This is a genomic window from Natronorubrum thiooxidans, assembly GCF_900156475.1.
Lineage (GTDB): Archaea > Halobacteriota > Halobacteria > Halobacteriales > Natrialbaceae > Natronorubrum > Natronorubrum thiooxidans.
In genome coordinates this window covers 288123-306589 of sequence record NZ_FTNR01000003.1, presented here as the reverse complement: position 1 = coordinate 306589, position 18467 = coordinate 288123, and the positions used below count along the sequence as shown (strand labels likewise).

Genomic DNA, 18467 nt, shown 5'->3' with positions numbered 1-18467 from the left:
TTCGAATACACACTCACACATAAATGGGTCCACGTTCGGTGACCACAGATCGACGACCGATCAGGCGTCACCGAACTACCAAGGCTAACATCAGATCCCATCTGTACGGCGGACCGCAGGGGTAGGATCCTCATTTCCTTCGGACGTATTTATAAGCCGTCTGGGGTACATAACCCCTTCGAACTCGAGTCGTCCGAGATGACGGACCGGGTGAACGGTCCGTCGATCACGTCTTCTTTGCATTTACATCCGAGTTCCCTTATACACTTAAGGGCGTCGGATCGGAACGTCGCCAGAAGTCGTATCCAGCGAGGCGTTCTGCGTACCATCAAGTAGGTGTCTGGAGAATATAAGGCCGTCGGCTCGAGTCAGGATTGATGCGCGTTGGTCAGTCACTCGGTGAGATCTATTATGGAGTGAGTAACCGATACGATTTAGCAGCGACAGTCGAACAGTAAGGTATGAATCGAGAGGGGTTCGTTAAGCTCGCAGTGGTCGGGATCGGACTCGTCATACTAAGCTTTTTTATCCGCGGATTCAGTCAGCTGGTCCTCGGGCGGGGCGTTGCAGAACTGCTACAAGCGCCGTTTGCGATCGTTGGCTTCCTGCTCATCGTCTATCTGTTTATCAGAGCAACACTTGACGCGGTTGGTGTCTGGGACGTCGAGAACACCGAGCCGTAACGAACTGGCCACATCATCGGAAGGAAACCGTTTTTCAGTCACCGTCCGAACGGATAGGTATGACAGTAGACGTGCGAGACCTCGCAGATCTTGGTCCGGGTGACCGCGCTGCCTTCTTCGATCGAGACGCCGGTATCGAAGCAGTCCGTGGCGACGTACGAGAGATCGTTGACCAGGTTCGCGAGGAGGGAGATGTCGCGATCCGCGAGTTCACGAGCAAGTTCGACGATGTCGAACTCGGAAACATCACGATTACTGACGACTGCGAGCGCGCGTACGAAGAACTCGATGCAGCGCTCCTGGATGCGATCGAGACCGCCGTCGAAAACGTCAGGGAGTTTCACGAAGCGCAACTGCCAGACGATTGGCGCGATGAGTTCGGCCCCGGACGAGAGCTCGGTCGTCGGTTCCGCCCCCTCGAGCGTGTCGGTGTCTACGTTCCGGGCGGTTCGGCCGCCTATCCGTCGAGTGCGATTATGGGAGTCGTGCCAGCGGTCGTGGCAGGTGTCGAGCACGTGTCAGTCGTCACACCCCCGGCTGACGAACTGAACCCGGTCACGTTGGCCGCGATCCACGCTGCCGGCGCGGATGCCGTCTACAGCGTGGGAGGCGCACAGGCGATCGCCGGGTTCGCCTACGGAACCGAGACGATCACGCGCGTCCAGAAGATCGTCGGCCCCGGAAACAAGTGGGTGACGGCTGCCAAAGCAGAGGTTCGTGGTGACGTCGAAATCGACTTCCTTGCGGGGCCAAGCGAGATCGTCGTCGTGGCAGACGAAACGGCAGATCCGGATCTCGTCGCAGCCGAACTGATCGCTCAGGCCGAACACGATCCCAGCACGTCGGTCGTCGCTATCACTGATGATGCAGAGACGGCCGAGGCAACTGCTACGGCCGTCGACGAACAGGTCGATGAGCGCGAGCGCGAGGAGATAATACGGGCCGGACTCGATAACGACGCGAGCGGGATTTTACTGGCCCGCTCGATGAGTGAAGCGATCCTCTTTACCGAAGAATACGCCCCGGAACACCTCTCGATCCTCGCCGACGACGATGAATCTGTTCTCGAGCGCATCGATAGTGCGGGCAGTGTCTTTCTCGGGTCGAACACGCCCGTCGCCGCGGGGGATTATGCAAGCGGGACCAACCACGTGCTCCCGACCAACGGCAATGCACACGTGACCGGTGGGCTCTCGGTCGAAACGTTCCTCCGATCGACGACCGTCCAGCGGCTCTCCGCGGACGGCCTCGAGGAAATTGGCGAGACGATCACGACGCTTGCAGACGCCGAGGGACTCGAGGCACACGCTGCGAGCGTTCGCCGCCGACTCGAGGGACTCGAGAGCGACGACTCGTAAGCCGGTTACGGCCGAGCGGTTGCGGGGTTACTCGCCGAGTGGCTTCCCGTGCCAGACGAGAGGGCGAACGCCGATGTTGCTGTCAGGTCGATCCTGCAGCCGACGGGTGGGGATCCAGCGGACAGCTGAGACGGTCTGCTATACCGATCTACCGACGCGACTGCGAGCTATCCTGCAGTCACGCCAGCACTGACCGACAGCAGTCCGTCTGCAACGAGTGATACACCGATGGCACCGCCGAGTGTGATTGGATATGCAGTGGCGGTCAGTGGCTCTGCTATAGCTTTACAGTGGTGGACATCGGAGTAGGAGTCGAGATGTCACGACATGAGCACGAGCGTGACCGTGAGCCGGTGGTCGATCCGACCGAGAGACGGGTACTCGAGCGGAACTACGATTACGCACAAAAAAACGTCCGACTCCTCTCGATGTGGTATGAGTGTGAGCCACGACGAATGCTCGAGTTGCTGGCAGCGCACGATATCGAACTCTCGCGAAACGACGAACGTCAGTTCGGGCCGTACTACCGGTCGGTACAGCGGCACGGAAACCGGTACGGCGAGTGAAACTGCCAAAGCGAAACCAGTGATTGGATGCGACCATTCGATCGGTCGAAAACCGGGACATCGGTATCGTCGACAGTATGAGGCGGGCAACGGCGGAACGAACACGGGCGGGACGAAAACGCAGCGCACTGGGAAGTGAAGCCACGGGCGTCACAGTTAACATTGTCGCGACGGTAAGGGATACACATGAGCACGGACAGCATGGACGGCGGGGACGCAGACACACGCCCCGAGATCGAAGTGACTGAAGCGGCAGCCGAGGAGGCACGCGGATTACTCGAGCGTGAAGGACTCGACAAAACCGAGGCAGGCTTACGGCTGTTCGTCCAGCAAGGCGGCTGTGCAGGGCTGTCCTACGGGATGCGATTCGACGACGCGCCCGATAGTGACGATACGATCTACAAACACCACGGACTTCGCGTCTTCGTCGACCCGGCGAGCCTGAAATACATCGAGGGAAGCATCCTGGACTACGAGAGCGGACTGCAGGCGGAAGGGTTCCACGTGGAAAACCCAAATGTCGTCAGCGAGTGTGGCTGTGGCGAATCGTTCCGAACGTAACCCTCGTTTTCGGCACCCGCTGGTGTCTGCCGTCCGATTCGGATTTCGATCGCGATCGGTTCTCCCTCGATCGCTCTGTCGATTCTGTCGTGGCGTAGCGCGTTCGAGAGGGGCATCGCTGACGGCGGTTCCCAAAGGACACGCATCAAAAAAGAGCGGTGTCCTTACTCTTCGAGTTTGAAGGCGACGGTAACTTCCGCCTGATACTCGCGGTCGTCGGCGCTTGCGACTTCGACGCCGAGTTCGTCGACTTCGATCCAGTGGACGTTCTCGAGGGTCGCCTCGGCACGGTCGATGGCGTCGTCGGCTGCTGCGTCGAAGCTGTCCGGACTCGTTCCGATCAGAGTGATCTTCTTGAATACCATTGCCCGTAGGTGTACATCGTGATCCGTCTTCAATGTATGGCTAATGACAGCAAGAGTCTTGGTTTTGAGATGGCTCTCGTCGAAAGAGTGGAAGGCCGAGAACCGTCCGAAAGCATCGAACAAAATCGCATGGATCGGTTTCGCGACCGATAGTCCGTGCCAATGTGTATTTCACGACCGATAGTCCGTGCCAATGCGTGAACGTTTTTGAGGTGCCGGTCCCACTGGAACCCATGACAGGTGCTGACGATGAGATCGATGTGTCGAAAATCAGTGAACTGACGCCGCCAGACCGGACGCTGATGGGACCTGGACCGAGTGATGTGAATCCACGTGTCCTGCGAGCGATGAGCACGCCCCTCGTGGGCCATCTCGATCCCTCGTTCGTCGAGATTATGAACGAGGTACAGGAACTGCTGCGCTACACGTTCCGGACCGACAACCAGTGGACGATCCCAGTCTCAGGGACCGGTTCAGCGGCCATGGAGGCTGCGATCGGTAACGTCGTCGAGCCGGGCGATACGATGCTCGTCCCGACGAACGGCTACTTCGGCGGCCGGATGGCGTCGATGGCTCGCCGAGCCGGCGGTGAGGTCGTCGAAGTCGACGCACCGTGGGGCGAACCGCTCGAGCCCGCTAACGTGTCCGACGCGCTTGCCGAACACGACCCCGACGTCTTCGGCTTCGTCCACGCCGAGACGAGTACGGGCGTCCTCCAGCCCAACGTCTCCGAACTGACTGCTGCAGCACACGACCACGACGCGCTCGTGATCGCTGACACCGTCACGTCGCTTGGTGGTGTCGAACTCCGAGTCGACGACTGGGACATCGACGTCGCGTACTCGGGCCCACAGAAGTGTCTCTCCTGTCCGCCCGGTGCGAGCCCGCTGACGCTCTCGGATACCGCCATGGAAAAGGTCCTCTCGCGCGAAGAGGAGTCCCGCTCGTGGTATCTCGACCTCTCCTTGCTCGAGGGCTACTGGGGCGACGAACGCGCCTACCACCACACCGCACCGATCACGAACGTCTACGCGCTCCGGGAGGCGCTTCGGCTGGTCGCCGAAGAAGGCATCGAGCAGCGGTGGGCACGCCACGAGCGCCTCGCCGGGGCGCTGAAAGCCGGCATGGAGGGAATGGGCCTCGAAATGAACGCGCCCGACGAGTACTGGCTGCCAAGCCTCAACGCCGTCCGTGTCCCTGATGGGATCGATGACGGCGAGGTCTGTGCCGAACTGCTCGAGCGCTACGATCTCGAGATCGCGAGTGGGCTCGGCGATCTAGACGGAGAGATCTTCCGGATCGGTTGTATGGGCCACTCCGCACGCCCGAAAAACGTGATTTACGTCGTGACGGCGCTGGGTGACGTTCTAGAGTCGATGGGTGCGGACGTCGATCCCGGTGCCGGCGTCTCAGCGACACGAAACGCACTCGAAAATTGACATCCTCCTCCGCCTGAAGGCGGAGGAATCTCGACCGCAGTTGGGATATTACGGTTTGCAGTCTACCACTTGTGCCTGCGGTTGGAATCCGCTGGACAAGTCGTAAAGGTAGACTCCGGGCTGTGCCAACCAGCCGGTACTCCTATCCTCGTCCAAACTGGCCGAAGACTCGGAGTTACTTTGATTGATGTCAAGACGGACATTCTCCGCCCCGTTCACGTCAGCGTTGAACGCCGCATCACACGCCTCGCACACGTACAAGCCACGTTCAACACGCTGACTCCCATCTTCTCTCCCACAAACGCAACACGTTTTGCTCGTGTCACGCTCGGACACTTTTACGACCTCGATACCCTCAACCTTCGACTTGTATTCGAGAATCGAGGTGAAGCGGTCGAATGCCCACCCGTGCAGGTCGAGGTTGCCGTGACGACCCCAGTTCTTCGAGTCGGCGTTCTCGTCCTCGCGGACGCCTTCCAAGTCACCGACGTTGATACGGCCAACACCCTTCTCGATACATCGTTGGACGATATGTTTGGCGAGACTGTGGAAGAAATGGGTGCGGCGCTCAGACCACTTCGCGTGGAGACGTGTGGCTCGTTCACCACCGCTGTCGTCGCACTTGGCGATTTCCTTCGGGAAATAGTAGCCGTCCTGTTTCAGACGGTTTCCGGGGTACAGGTCGGTTTCCTCTGTACTGTAGGCGACGGCAGCGAAGTTGCTGATACCAAGGTCGATACCTGCTGTCTCGTTGCCGGGCGCGTCGGGCGTCTCAATTTCGTCTTTGCAGACGAGATGGAGTTCCCACCGCTCGTTCTGCTGGTCGTAGACGGCGCGGACTTGTTGCAGGTTCTCGACGGTGACACCGGGTCGGTTTTCGTATTCAACAAGGATGTACTCCCACGCTCGGGGGTGTTCCTTGTGATTCGCACCCTTGGAGAGGCGGACACGGTTGTTCTTGGTGTCGTGGCGGATACCGTTCTGCTTCCACGTGACCGTCGAGCGCGGGTGTTCTTCGTGAACTCGTCGACCCTGTTGGTCGTAGTAGTTTTCTTTGCGGTAGCCGGGCGGATTGTCCCTGTCATCATCACTTGAGTACCACGAGTTGAAAGCTTCAGCGAGTTCCTCCAGAACCCGCTGACTGGACTGCGAATGTAGCCCTTTGTATTTTGGATGGGCCTTCAACTCGTCTTTCAACTCCTCGTGGTCGGGAATCTCGCCCGTCTCCTCCCAGACCTCGCGGGAGTGATAGTTCGCAACGTTCCAGAGTTTGCTGGCTGACCACCCGTGCCGGTTGAGCGACTCCGCTACCTGTGCGTGGTTGCGGATTCGTGCTTGATAGGTGCGGTGGACTTCCAGCACCGTGAAACGCCTGTATAATCGCTTATACTCGCGTCTCTTGTAAAGGTTGGATTGGGGACAGTGGAATATCCAGCCCTGTCGAAGTCGGTGGAACTGGGTCACGGCCTGAAGGCCGTGGTATTGCGCCTGTTCAGCATATAAGTGGGAAGCGGTGTTGCGGGGCGAAGCGATTGTTCGATTGTTCGACCGTTACGCTGAAACGCGTGGTCCTGGCGGGGCACGTTCGACCTGATAGTCGTCCCCGTCGACGACGATAATCGCCCACTCATAGGCTGGGTTGACGCTCTGGAGCGTGTTCTCGAGATCATCGGCGTCCTCAGGCTGGGCAACGAAACAGTGGAACTGTCCGGACTCGGACGGAAGCTCTCCTGTCTCGAGGACGGTACTGACGTGGACGACTTTCCAGTCACGTTCGGCGCGGAACTTCGGGCCGTTCCCTTCGACGGTGTACCCAAGCTCTGCGAAGATCGACCTGGCCTGCTCGACGAGTCGCATGTTAACAGGACCCATTCGATACGTATCTACACGGCCATCCGCTATAAATGTTGGTACGGATCAAGAACTCGCTCGTCGATCTACAACAACTGACGTTCTATCGGGGAAACGGGGTACACTCGACACCAACGACGGAGGCGAGCAGCAGTCGTCAACCGGGCCGTCTGGAGCTCACTCGTGGGCGGCGTCCCATTCGGTCGGCTTTCGGAAGTTGCCACACCGGTTGCACTTGATTCGACCCATCGAGTCCATCGCATTGTCGAAGCTCTCGCAGTTCGCACAGAACCAGCCGTACCGCTGGGTTGCGTCTCGAGATTCGTAGGCGACGAAAAATGGACCCTTCGAGCCGTTGTCGCCGTCTCGTTCCGAAACGTAGACGGTACCGTCCTCAGTGGACCGTGGTTGCATATCCCTGCCTAGCCGCGCTCGCGATAAATGACTGTCTGTCCGGTATCGGGGACCACTGGTGCCATTTCGACCGACGATCCGCTGGTCATGGTACTAGTGCACAACCGTGACTGTCCTAACTGAAAGGTTTACCCGGCGCGGTATCGTTCCATTGCATAATGTCGCTGGTCGTGGTTCCCGTTCGATATCCTTTGTCAAAGCATTCGCGCCGAACGCTCGAGCGGGCAATCGAGGTCGCTCGCGAGCGGGACGCGTCGTTGACGGTCCTTCATGTCGATCTCTATCAGAACGGCAAAAAAGTAACGCGAATGGATCTCAAAACCGCCGTCGAGAACACGTTTGGCCGACTCGAGAACACACGCTATGTCGTTCGAACCGGGTTTCTCGTCGAAGAGAGCATTCTGGATGAGGTTGCAGCCGAAGGTGCCGACGCCGTCGTCATCGGGAGCAAGCAGGCGAGCCGATTGCGCCGGATCTTCCAGCGATTTACCGACAACCCGAACATCGATCGGTACCTGCGGACACACCTCGATTGTGAGGTCATTACGGTCGAAAGTGTCCGCCCGTAAGCGCCGCTTACTCGGTCACTCGCTCATGCGGTCAGGCGTCGCGAACGACGAAGACCGGAATCGAGGCGTTATCGACGACTCGTTCCGAGACGCTGCCGAGTGACGTGACCTTCTCTCGAGGGCTTTTTCCTCGCGTTCCGATGACGATCAGGTCGATCCCGTACTCGTCGGCGTACTCGAGAATCGTCTTTGCTGGCGTCCCCTTGTCGACGTCGCTGACAGTGTCGAGCCCCCGCTGTGCGGCCTGTTCCTCGACGGCAGCGACGGCATCGTGGCCCTCCGCCTCGAGTGAGCGCTCGAGGTCGGAGCTGGTTTCGCCGGTCGCTGCGGCGGTCATCCGGTTGTCGACCACGTACAGAGTGTGTACCGTCGCATCGTTGTCCTCGGCGAGGGGGAGCCCGTGAGCTAGCGTTTCGGAGATCGTCTCGCTACCGTCCGTCGGAATGAGGATGTCGTCGTACATGTGTGAGCTACTCGATGACTTGGTATGGAGATCGTATAAAACACCACCACAATCCCACGGAGACGGGAGCGGGGTAGACTCGAGCAACGCCGTTACTGGTCAGTTTGCCCGTCGGGTTCGGTTTCAGTCCCGCCCATTCCGGGGACTGTGGGTTCGACAGCCGAATCGGCGTTCAGACGGTCGGATTCGGGACCGTCGACGGCCAGTCGGGCGACACCGCTGCTCTCGTCGAAGACGTGATGGCGGCGTGGGTAGGCGAATTCGACGTCAGAATCCGCAAATCGCTCCCGGATCGCCGACTGGACGTCCGAACGAGCGATGGTCTGTTTGTAGGGGTGTTTGATCCAGAAGTACACCTCGAGCGCGATGCCATGATCGCCGTATTCCTCGATTGTACAGACCGGTGCGGCGGCGTAGCGGGCACTGCCGATCCGGATATCCGGTCCACCGGAGATGACGGTGTCGACGCTGCGTGCTGCCCGTTTAGCCTGTTTTCGTGCGGTCTCGAGGTCGCTGTCGTAGGTGACGTCGAAGCCGACCGAAATCCGGGTTCGCTCGTCCTCGGCGGAGTAGTTGATCACGTCACGTTCGTGGATCTCGGCGTTTGGGATGACGATAAACGTGTTCTGGAGGGTGAAGATCTTCGTGTAGCGAATCGTGATATCTTCGACGAATCCTGTGTGGCCCTCGTCGGTGACCTCGATCATGTCACCGATTTCGTACGGCCGATCGGTGAGAATAAAAAAGCCATTAATCAGGCTCCCCACGAGCGGGGCGAGGACGACGGCGATCACGGCCGAAATGACGGTCACCGAGAGGAGGATCTGTGTGTCACCGATGCCGAGAATACCCGCAGCGATGACAAACGCCACGAACAAGACGGTGATTCGGACGCCGCGAAGGACGGTTCGGGTGACGCTGGGGCGTTCGATTCGGCGGGCGATCGTGCGACCGGCGATCCGAACGACGAGTTTCGAGAGATACCAGCCGACAATGACGACGAGAACTGCGAGTGCGATATCGACGGTGAGTTGTGAGACGTCGATCGGGAGTGCGCCCCGGACCTCTTCGGCCGCCTCGCTCTCGTTTGCCTGTAACACCCCGAGCATAGCAAGACACTCTTGCCCGCAGTGGTTAAGCGTTCTGACCGTCACACTCGCACTGAGATCGAGTCACACGCGCCGAAGACAGAAACAACCCAATTTCGAAAACAGGTGCTACTCAGTGCATAATAAATCATTTATCCGCCGGGACCGTACGACCCGGTATGGCACCAGACGAACTTCGCTCGACCGTCGAGCAGGTCGGGGAGCGGTTCAATCTCGGCGAGTACGAGATCGACGCCTATCTGACCGTCTTAGAGCAGGGACAACTCACTGCAAGCGAGATCGCCGATCGGACTGACATCCCACAGCCGCGTGTGTACGACACCGTCCGTAGTTTGAGCGACCGTGGACTCGTCGAACTCCGCGAGTCCCGTCCGATGAAAGTCGTCGCGATCAACCCCGAGGAGGCGTTCTCGAACGTCCAGACCTCGCTGGCGGAGATGATCGACGAACTCGAGAGCCGGTACACTGCGCCGGCTCGCGACACCGAGGCCGTCTCGTTGGTCAAATCGCGATCGACGATCCTGCGCTATCTCGAGGAAGTGATCGACGACGCCGACTACGAACTCTCCCTGTCGCTGACGCCGGATCTGCTGACCCGGTTCGAGGCGGACCTGAAAGCGGCCGTCGATGCGGGCGTCAGCGTCGACCTGATCGTGACGCCGGCGAACGAGGCCCCTGATCCGGCCGAGTTCGACTACCACGAGGTCGCAACGACGGCCCGTGCCCGACGAGGGATCACGACGCCGGTCGTCGCTGTCGCCGACGGCAACTACTCGATGTATGCGACACAGGACGCCCTGCGTGACGACCAGGACCGGTACGGTGTCATCTTCAATCGCTCGGCGCTTGGCTTTCTCGTCTCCGGGTTCTTCGGAACCGTCCTCTGGACGACCGCCGAAGCAACGCTCGGCGAGGACGGCACCGCACGAACGTATCCCCGCAAGTACGCCTCGATCCGCCGGTGTGTCAAGGACATCATGGAGGAGGGCGGCGAGTTCTACGCGACGATCGAGGGTCGGGACGTTGAAGTTGGCGGCCCGCGTATCGTTCGCGGACGCATTCTCGACGTCTCCTTTGAGGTAAGCGAGGAAGTCGCTGCGCTCACACTCGAGAACGAGGATGGCGAGCACGTCACTGTCGGTGGCCGCGTCGCAGCCTTGGAAGATGTCGAGGCCCACGAGATCCACATCGGTCGCCACGAGCCGCCGATGCTCAAAGAGGAGTGATCACGTCCCTCGAGCGAAAACGGCCGGGTTGAATCGATCGGCCACCGTGGCCCAGACGATCGCGTCGTCGCTCGTCCAGTCTGCTGTACCGGTGTACCCGTGTCGTTCTGCGGGTGCTCGGCGCTGACGGACAGGAATCCGTATCGGTGCCCCCACACGTTCTCGTTGCCAGCTAATCGTTCGTCTGCAGGCACCTGCCGACCGTCGATTTCAATGACGGATTGGCACGGAGAGCCACCCCTATTGCTATCGAGTCTGTTGCGCAGGATCGATTCGCGTTCACGAACAAGAGGACCGTAATTCGATCGATATCTGGACAGTTACAGTTTATTACACCATTTATTGCCAACATATAAGCCCCATGACGTGGACCCATTATTGGTCATGGGACGTGATACCGCCGGTCGGCGTGACCGTCCTCGCTTCGGACGTCGGTCGTTCCTGAAGACCGCGTCAGTCGCAACCGCAACCGGGACGGTCGCTGTCGCTGGCTGTCTCGGTGGATCCCGCAACCCGGGAACCGTGGTGATGACTGCTGCAACGGACGTCGAGGGCATTATGCACAGCGACGGCGACGAGCCGTCGATCCAGCAGGCGCTCTGGGACGCTGGCCTCGACCAGGACATCCGCGTCGAGATCCAGACCGTCGTGAGCGATTCCGCATCGCGGATGCAGACCACTCAGTCGGCGCTCGAGGCGGAACGTTCTCCACCCGACATCCACATGATGGACAGCGGCTGGACAGTTCCCTTCATCCTTCGGAACCAGACTGTCAACCTGAGCGAACAGTTCACGGACGAGACGATTCAGTACGTGAATGATAGTTACCTCGAGGCGATCCTCGAGACGGCGCGTGATCCCCAGAACGGCGACCTCCATGCCCTGCCGCTGTTTCCGGACCTCGGCTTTACCCTGTACCGTCAGGACCTCATCGAGGACGCCGGCTACAACACGGGCAGCTGGGGAAGCGATCCACCGAGTTGGGAAGAGTTTTCGGCGGCGGTGCGCGACGCGAGGGACCAGGCCGACCTCAACTACGGGTACACGACGCAGGCGGCCGCCTACGAGGGACTGGCCTGCTGTACGTTCAACGAGGTGATGACCTCGTGGGGCGGGGCGTACTACGGCGGGACCGAGAACCTGTTTATCGCCGGGGAGCGACCGATCAGCGTCAACGAGCAGCCGACCATCGACGCGATCCGGATGATGCGCTCGTTCATCGAGGGAGAGGAGGACAACACCCTCGATGGCTACCCTCAGATCTGTCCGGCGGCGATCGTCCAGTGGACGGAACAAGAGTCACTCAATCCGTTCTCGAACGGCGAAGCCGTCTCGAACCGCAACTGGTCGTACGCAATCGCGGAGACAGGGACGGAAGACGCCTTCGGTGAGGACCTCGGAGTCATGACGAGGCCGTATGCGGTCTCCCAGGAGGAAGCCGAGTACGAGGGAACCGGCGGAACTACCGCGGCACTTGGCGGCTGGAACCTCGCGGTGAGCCCGTTTTCGAACCGCCAGGAGGAGGCGCTGCAAGTCCTCGAGGCGTTCGCCACCGAGGAGGTCATGCTGACCGTCTTCGAACTCGGCGGATTTCTGCCGCCGAACCTCGATTTGGTCGCGGAAGCCGATCCGGACGACGTTGGCCCCGTCGCTCGCTATGGCGACGTGGTCCAGTCGGCAAGCGAAAACGCGGTCCCGCGGCCGGCGACCGACCTCTGGCCGGAACAGTCAGCGCTGATCTATCAGACGGTCAACGCGGCCTATCGCGGCGAGCAAACACCCGAGGCGGCGATGAACGACCTCGCGAGCGAACTCGAGCAGAGCGAAGCGGAGGTACAAGCAAATGGCAACTGATACGGACGGATTGTTCGGCGGTGAATCCGAACGGAGACCGGATCATGAGCGGACGGGCAATGCAGTCATCAACTGGATGGAAGGCCTGAGCGAGGCGGCCTACGCGTACCTGTTGTTGTTGCCGGCCTTTGCGCTGCTGACGCTGATCGCGTTCTATCCGATGGTGCGGACGTTCCTCATGTCGCTTCGCGCAAACCAGACGCGGGGACTGGACCCGCTCGGTGGCTTCGTCGGCATCGAGAACTACATCGACATCCTCGCCGGGAACGCACGGCTCGCCCGGCAGTTCCTCGACGTGGGGCTGACGTCGTCGTTCCCCTTTATCGAGCTCGGTACCCCGTTCTTCCAGCAGGCGCTGTTCGTCACGCTCGCGTTCGCAGTCATCAGCGTCGTCGTCGAGACGGTGATCGGGTTCGGGCAAGCCTACGTGCTCGATCAGGAGTTCACGGGGCGGCGCTGGGTCCGCGTGGCGATCATCCTCCCGTGGGCGGTGCCGATCGTCATCCAGGGGATGATCTTCTTCCTGCTGTTCCAGCCGACGGTCGGGTTCGGCTCCGACCTCATGCAGAGTCTGGGGCTCTTCAGTGCGACGCCGCTGGCCAATAGCCGGGATGCCTTCATCATCATTCTGGTGGCCGACATCTGGAAGTCGTCGGCGTTTATGGCCTTGCTGATCCTCGCGGGGCTCCAGAGCGTCGACCGGAACCTGTACGATGTCGCACGCGTGGCCGGTGCGTCACCGTGGCAGCGGTTCAAGATGATCACGCTACCGCTCGTCATGCCCGCACTTCTCGTCGCGATGCTGTTCCGGACGATGGACGCGATGCGGGTCTTCGGACTGATCGAGTCGACGGCCGGCTGTACGACCGTGCCGTCGCTGAGCTGTCTCGTCGTCGAGGCGATGTTCGGCGGGACGCGCATCTACGCGACGGCCGCCGCTGTGGCCTTCGCGACGGCGTTGGTGATCGGCCTGATCATCGGCGTGTACGTACTGCTCTTCCGTGATACCGAAGGAGGGATGTACTGATGACCGATCCAACAGACGACACTGACTCCACGACCGTGACCGAGTCGACCGACAACAGCGAGCGCGACCCGACTCAGGACCCGACACTGCATCGCTCCGACGGCGGGACCGTCCTCGAGGACGACCGCGACGCGGAACTCGACCGCGGCCCACTCCAGCAGTGGGTCGCGGACTCCATCTCCCATCCCGAACGGGTCTACCGGGCGATGTTCTACGTCGCGGCGATCTTCTTCCTGTTTACCACACTATTCCCGTTCTACTGGCTGCTCATGGTCGCGCTGACGCCGGAAGGGCAACTGCAGGACATCGTCTTTACACCCAACGGCTTCAATCCGGGCGCATTCGTCGAGGTCTTCGAGGTCATCCCCTTCCACATCTACATGTTCAATAGCTTCGTGATCGCGCTTGCATCGACGGTCGTCGTCCTCGTCATCGCCAGCCTCGCGGGGTATGCCTTCGGCCGTCTCGAGTTCCCCGGCCGGACGCCGTTGATGCTACTGGTGCTGGTGATCTCGTTTTTCCCACCAGCGGCCTTCTTCATCCCGCTAAACGACCTCTTCAACACGTCGTTCGCGATTCTCGAGCCGATCACCGGCGACGGTACCCTCTACAACACGCCATTCGCCATCGTGACCCCGCTGTCGGCGATCTTCATGCCGCTGGCGATCTTCATCCTCACGACGTTCTACTCGCAGATCCCGGACGGGTTAGAGGACGCGGCCCGCGTCGAGGGGACGACCCGGCTGGGCGCGCTCTTCAGAGTCATCATCCCGCTGTCGGCACCCGGTGTCGCGACTGCGGGCGTGTTGACGTTCATCGCCGTCTACAACGAGTTCTTCTTCTCGTTCCTGATGACCGACGGCCAGCCCCAGAACTGGGCGCCGATTCTCGACGGCATCCTTGCCTATCAGGGGCAGTATCAGGTGTTGTACAACCTCATGGCTGCTGCGAGCATCCTCGGGGTGATCCCCGTCGCGATTCTCGTAGTGATCGCACAGGAAAAGATCGTGAGCGGACTGACTGCAGGCGCACTCAAGGAGTAAGACAAGACAATGGCACGAGTACGACTCGAGAACATCACGAAACGGTACGGAGAAGAAACGGCAGTCGACGATATCAGCCTCGAGGTCGAAGACGGTGAGTTCGTCACCTTCGTCGGCCCCTCCGGCTGTGGGAAGTCGACGACGATGGAGACGGTCGCGGGGCTGACCCAGCCCACGGAAGGGCGGGTGTACATCGGCGACGACGACGTCACCGGCCTCGCTCCGAAGGATCGGGGTGTCGCGATGGTCTTCCAGAACATCGCGCTGTTCCCGCACATGGACGTCTACGAGAACATCTCCTTCGGGCTCCGACTGCGAAAGTACGACGACGAGGAGGTCCGGCGTCGCGTCGAGCAGGCGGCCGATATCGTCCAGCTCGAAGGAATGTTAGACCGGATGCCAGCGGAGATGTCCGGCGGCCAGCAACAGCGGGTCGGTATCGCCCGCGCGATCGTTCGCAACCCGGACGTGTTCTTGATGGACGAACCGCTCGCGAACTTAGACGCGAAGCTTCGGGTCCACATGCGAACGGAACTCCAGCGGCTCCACCGGGAGCTGGACGCGACGGTCGTCTACGTCACCCACGACCAGGCCGAGGCGATGACGATGTCCAACCGAATCGCCGTCTTGAATAATGGTAAACTCCAGCAGATCGCCCCGCCGCTGGTCTGTTATAATGAACCGACGAACCTGTTCGTCGCGGGCTTTATCGGCTCCCCATCGATGAACTTCGTCGAAGGGACTCTCATCGAGGACGGCCTCGAGACGAACAACTTCACCGTTGATCTCGATTCAACCCGGGTTCCGGGCGTCACGGTCGGTGACGACGTGACGATGGGTGTCAGGCCCGAGGACGTCCATCTGTCGCGGTTCGAGGAGACGGTCGGCTCGTCGACGGCTCCGATCCGCGCCCAGACCGACGTTCTCGAGCCGATGGGTGATGAAGTGTTCATTTACATCCTGCTCTCCGAGAGCGTCGACGGTTCGATGAAGCAAGATCCGGCGACGTCACCGAACCAGTTGCTGATGAGTGTCACCCCTGATACCGCTATCGAAGCGAACGAGGAAATCGAGATCATCCTCGACCGCTCGAAGATCCATCTCTTCGAGACGGCGACCGGCGATGCACTGGTCCACGGCATTACCGATCTCTCGGAACGAGAACCAGGGACGACACCCACGGAGGCAGATAGCTGACCGGACAACTGGTGGCTCGAAAACGGTGTCTCGGTGGGCAGACAGCGTCGACCACCGGGCGTTTGGCAACGGACAAAAGACCACCCATGACGTAGTTTGATATAGCTGTATTCGCTGTATCAGTGCGAAAACGGACACTCCGATATGACAGTATTCCAATGACACCGGATCGAACCGACATCAAAACAGGGATCGTCGGCCTGGGAAACATCGGCCAGTATCACGCAGAGCGCCTCGTCGAACTCGGCGTCCCACTCGTCGGGGGGATGGACGTCGCCACCGAAGCACGGTCGCGATTCGCCCGTCGATACGATGTCGATGTCTACGAGGACCACCACGAACTGTACGATAGCGTCGACGCCATCATCATCACCACGCCGAACAAGTATCACGAACAGTACGCCGTCGACGCCTTCGAACGCGACCTGCACGTCCTCTTGGAGAAGCCACTGGCCCACTCACTCGAGAGCGCGACACGGATCGCCAGCGCAGCCGCCGAGTCGGACGGCCACAGCATGGTTGGCTTCAACAATCGGTTCGCAAACACGGTCCGGATCGTCCGCAACCGGATCGAACGTGGCGAGCTTGGCGAGGTGACCCACGTTGAAGCCAACTACGTCCGTCGACGAGGGATTCCGGGCCGTGGCTCGTGGTTCACCCGGCGACAGATCGCCGGCGGCGGCGCATTGATCGACCTCGGGGTGCATGCGATCGATCTCGCGCTCTTCTTGCTCGGATACCCTGCCGTCACCGAGGTCACCGGCGTGACACGCGGGGACTTCGGCTCGAGCGAGGAGTACGCGTATCTCGAGATGTGGGGTGAAGACGCCGGTCCGTCGGGTTTCGACGTCGACGACTCCGCCAGCGCGTTCGTCCGCTGCACCGACGATCGGACGATCTCGCTCGAGGTCGCGTGGGCGACCAACCGGCCGGCGACCCACGAGTTCGTCATCCAGGGCACGAAATCAGCCGCCCGCTTTGATTTACTCGAGGGCGATCTCACCGTCCACTCGGCCAGCAGTCTCGGCCCGGACCATCTCGAGGATACCGCTATCGAGACACGCCAGAACGATACCCATGCGGACGAACAGCAGGCGTTTTTCGACCGGATCAACCGTGGCGACGTCGACGATAGCAGTGTCCAGCAGGCGCTCACCGTCCAGCGGGTTATCGACGCGGTCTATCGCTCGAGCGAGGACGGTCACACGATCACCGTCGACGAGTAGCGAAGCATTGGCATGACGTGTGCAAGGAATCGGTTTTCAGCCCAGACATGGTATCCCAACACATGAGAGTGAAACGGTCGCTTGTCCTCGAGTGCAGCCGTCACGAAGTTCTCGTGGGGCGTCCATTCGTCGTTCGCGTTCGGGACACCAGAAATCGCCCGGTCGAGGGAGCCACCGTCGAGGCTGGCTCGAAACGCACACGAACCGACGAACGGGGGCGATGTGAGTTCACGTTTCACACTCCCGGCTTCTGGAAGCTCGTCGCGAGCAAGTCGCCGACCGACCGTGACGCATACATCCCGGACGCAACGCTCGTACGGGCGCTGCCACGGTCGACGACGACCCGGACCGCACGACGACTCCACTCGTGAAGTGTCTGGGGGGGCGCCTCGACCGCCCGTAAACGAGCGCTCACTGTTCCGGGAACCGATCACCGACGACTCTCCGTCCGTGTGCCGGCCCTCGTTTTATTTTATCCGTCGTCGTTCGTCCACTGTATGGATCTCGGCGTTCACACCCCACCACTGGCGGACGAATCGCTCGAGGGCGTCCTGTCGTATCTGTCCGACCTCGGTGTCGACGCAATCGAGCCAGGCGTCGGCGGCCACCCCGGGCAGGCCCACCTGCCGCGGGCGGACCACCTCGACAATGACAGCGCCCAGCAGGACGTCAAGAATTTGCTCAAGGAGTACGAGATGCGGATCAGCGCGTTGGCGACTCACAACAATCCGCTCCATCCGGACGACGAGCGGGCCGAGACGGCGGATACGGAACTCCGCGAGGCGATCCAGCTCGCGAGTCAACTCGAGGTCGGTGTCGTCACCTGCTTCTCGGGACTCCCCGCGGGGAGTCCGAACGACGAGGTACCGAACTGGATCACCGCGCCGTGGCCGCCGGAACACGCCGATGCACTCGACTACCAGTGGGACCAAGCCGTCGATTACTGGGCCGACCTCGAGTCGTACGCCGACGACCACGACGTCGATATCGCCATCGAAATGCATCCGAACATGCTCGTCTACGAACCCCACGGAATGGCGCGGCTGCGCGAGGAGACGGGAAATCGCATCGGCGCGAATTTCGATCCCTCGCATCTGTACTGGCAGGGGATCACGATCACCGACGCGATCCGGTTTCTCGGCGAGCGCGACGCGATCCACCATTTCCACGCCAAAGACACCAAAATATACGAGTCACAGGCGCGTGAGAAGGGCGTCCTCGATACCACGGCCTACGACGACGAGCCGAACCGGTCGTGGCTCTTTCGCTCCGTAGGCTACGGCCACGGCGAATCCCACTGGAAGGACATCGTCTCGACCCTGCGGATAGTCGGCTACGACGGAGCCCTGAGCATCGAACACGAGGACTCGCTGACGAGTTCGCGAGAAGGGTTGGAGAAAGCCGTCGACGTGCTCGAGCGGGCGATCTTCGAGACGAAGCCGGGTGCGGCCTACTGGGCCGAGTGACGGCGGACAGTGGTTCGACCGACGGCGTCGTCCAAATCCGCACTGGTCCG

The 18467-nt window shown here is 60.7% G+C and carries 20 protein-coding genes; 14 read left to right on the top strand and 6 right to left on the bottom strand.

All coding sequences use genetic code 11. The features are described from left to right. Positions 1-461: 461 nt before the first annotated feature. The 4 genes from BW940_RS06740 (at position 462) to BW940_RS06725 (ending at position 3168) form a co-directional block, all read left to right on the top strand. Positions 462-683, top strand: coding sequence for a hypothetical protein (locus BW940_RS06740; RefSeq protein ID WP_076608429.1), 222 nt, complete (start codon positions 462-464; stop codon positions 681-683). Positions 684-742: 59 nt separating this feature from the next. Then, positions 743-2041: a histidinol dehydrogenase gene (gene hisD, locus BW940_RS06735; RefSeq protein ID WP_076608428.1), complete on the top strand. Its 1299-nt coding sequence runs from the start codon at positions 743-745 to the stop codon at positions 2039-2041. Positions 2042-2358: 317 nt separating this feature from the next. After that, a complete protein-coding gene (locus tag BW940_RS06730) occupies positions 2359-2607 on the top strand; it encodes a hypothetical protein (protein WP_076608427.1) in 249 nt (82 codons plus the stop codon). 186 nt (positions 2608-2793) lie between these two features. Next, positions 2794-3168 (top strand): HesB/IscA family protein, encoded by a 375-nt coding sequence (locus BW940_RS06725; protein ID WP_076608426.1) that lies wholly within the window; start codon positions 2794-2796, stop codon positions 3166-3168. A gap of 164 nt (positions 3169-3332) precedes the next feature. On the opposite strand, the gene BW940_RS06720 is transcribed toward BW940_RS06725, so the two are convergent. Beyond that, the gene (locus BW940_RS06720; RefSeq protein ID WP_076608425.1) at positions 3333-3533 is read right to left on the bottom strand and encodes a dodecin; all 201 of its coding nucleotides are present in this window, start codon (positions 3531-3533) and stop codon (positions 3333-3335) included. 233 nt (positions 3534-3766) lie between these two features. Between BW940_RS06720 and BW940_RS06715 the strand changes: the two genes are divergently transcribed. Continuing rightward, positions 3767-4972, top strand: a complete 1206-nt coding sequence (locus BW940_RS06715) for a pyridoxal-phosphate-dependent aminotransferase family protein (RefSeq protein ID WP_076608424.1) — start codon at positions 3767-3769, stop codon at positions 4970-4972. Between the two features lie 48 nt (positions 4973-5020). Here the strand turns inward: BW940_RS06715 and BW940_RS06710 are convergent, their stop codons facing one another. The 3 genes from BW940_RS06710 to BW940_RS06700 all read right to left on the bottom strand — a co-directional run bounded on the left by BW940_RS06710 (position 5021) and on the right by BW940_RS06700 (position 7237). Continuing rightward, a complete protein-coding gene (locus BW940_RS06710; RefSeq protein WP_076608423.1) occupies positions 5021-6334 on the bottom strand; it encodes an RNA-guided endonuclease InsQ/TnpB family protein in 1314 nt (437 codons plus the stop codon). A 189-nt stretch (positions 6335-6523) separates the two neighbouring features. Next, complete coding sequence (locus tag BW940_RS06705; protein WP_076608422.1) at positions 6524-6829, bottom strand: DUF7116 family protein; 306 nt, start codon at positions 6827-6829, stop codon at positions 6524-6526. Positions 6830-7000: 171 nt separating this feature from the next. Then, complete coding sequence (locus BW940_RS06700) at positions 7001-7237, bottom strand: DUF5816 domain-containing protein (protein ID WP_076608421.1); 237 nt, start codon at positions 7235-7237, stop codon at positions 7001-7003. Positions 7238-7395: 158 nt separating this feature from the next. Between BW940_RS06700 and BW940_RS06695 the strand changes: the two genes are divergently transcribed. After that, positions 7396-7806: a universal stress protein gene (locus BW940_RS06695; RefSeq protein ID WP_076608420.1), complete on the top strand. Its 411-nt coding sequence runs from the start codon at positions 7396-7398 to the stop codon at positions 7804-7806. A 31-nt stretch (positions 7807-7837) separates the two neighbouring features. On the opposite strand, the gene BW940_RS06690 is transcribed toward BW940_RS06695, so the two are convergent. Together BW940_RS06690 and BW940_RS06685 are read right to left on the bottom strand one after the other, a co-directional pair. Then, positions 7838-8269, bottom strand: coding sequence for a universal stress protein (locus BW940_RS06690; RefSeq protein ID WP_076608419.1), 432 nt, complete (start codon positions 8267-8269; stop codon positions 7838-7840). 92 nt (positions 8270-8361) lie between these two features. Beyond that, positions 8362-9378 carry a mechanosensitive ion channel family protein gene (locus tag BW940_RS06685; protein WP_076608418.1) on the bottom strand — a complete coding sequence of 339 codons (1017 nt, stop codon included), beginning with the start codon at positions 9376-9378 and terminating at the stop codon, positions 8362-8364. Between the two features lie 158 nt (positions 9379-9536). On the opposite strand from BW940_RS06685, the gene trmB reads away from it, so the two are divergent. The 8 genes from trmB (at position 9537) to BW940_RS06645 (ending at position 18417) form a co-directional block, all read left to right on the top strand. Beyond that, positions 9537-10604 (top strand): HTH-type sugar sensing transcriptional regulator TrmB, encoded by a 1068-nt coding sequence (gene trmB / locus BW940_RS06680; protein WP_076608417.1) that lies wholly within the window; start codon positions 9537-9539, stop codon positions 10602-10604. A 384-nt stretch (positions 10605-10988) separates the two neighbouring features. Next, complete coding sequence (locus tag BW940_RS06675) at positions 10989-12458, top strand: extracellular solute-binding protein (RefSeq protein ID WP_076608416.1); 1470 nt, start codon at positions 10989-10991, stop codon at positions 12456-12458. Next, positions 12448-13485: a carbohydrate ABC transporter permease gene (locus BW940_RS06670; protein WP_076608415.1), complete on the top strand. Its 1038-nt coding sequence runs from the start codon at positions 12448-12450 to the stop codon at positions 13483-13485. Before BW940_RS06675 ends, BW940_RS06670 begins: the two co-directional genes overlap by 11 nt. Beyond that, positions 13485-14528, top strand: a complete 1044-nt coding sequence (locus BW940_RS06665; protein ID WP_076608414.1) for a carbohydrate ABC transporter permease — start codon at positions 13485-13487, stop codon at positions 14526-14528. Before BW940_RS06670 ends, BW940_RS06665 begins: the two co-directional genes overlap by 1 nt. Before the next feature lie 9 nt (positions 14529-14537). Next, positions 14538-15725, top strand: coding sequence for an ABC transporter ATP-binding protein (locus BW940_RS06660; RefSeq protein ID WP_076608413.1), 1188 nt, complete (start codon positions 14538-14540; stop codon positions 15723-15725). Between the two features lie 158 nt (positions 15726-15883). Then, positions 15884-16951 (top strand): Gfo/Idh/MocA family protein, encoded by a 1068-nt coding sequence (locus BW940_RS06655; protein ID WP_076608412.1) that lies wholly within the window; start codon positions 15884-15886, stop codon positions 16949-16951. Between the two features lie 62 nt (positions 16952-17013). After that, the gene (locus BW940_RS06650) at positions 17014-17322 is read left to right on the top strand and encodes a carboxypeptidase-like regulatory domain-containing protein (protein ID WP_076608411.1); all 309 of its coding nucleotides are present in this window, start codon (positions 17014-17016) and stop codon (positions 17320-17322) included. A 126-nt stretch (positions 17323-17448) separates the two neighbouring features. After that, entirely contained in the window at positions 17449-18417 is a 969-nt protein-coding gene (locus BW940_RS06645) for a sugar phosphate isomerase/epimerase family protein (protein WP_076608410.1), read from the top strand. The last annotated feature ends 50 nt before the right edge of the window (positions 18418-18467 follow it).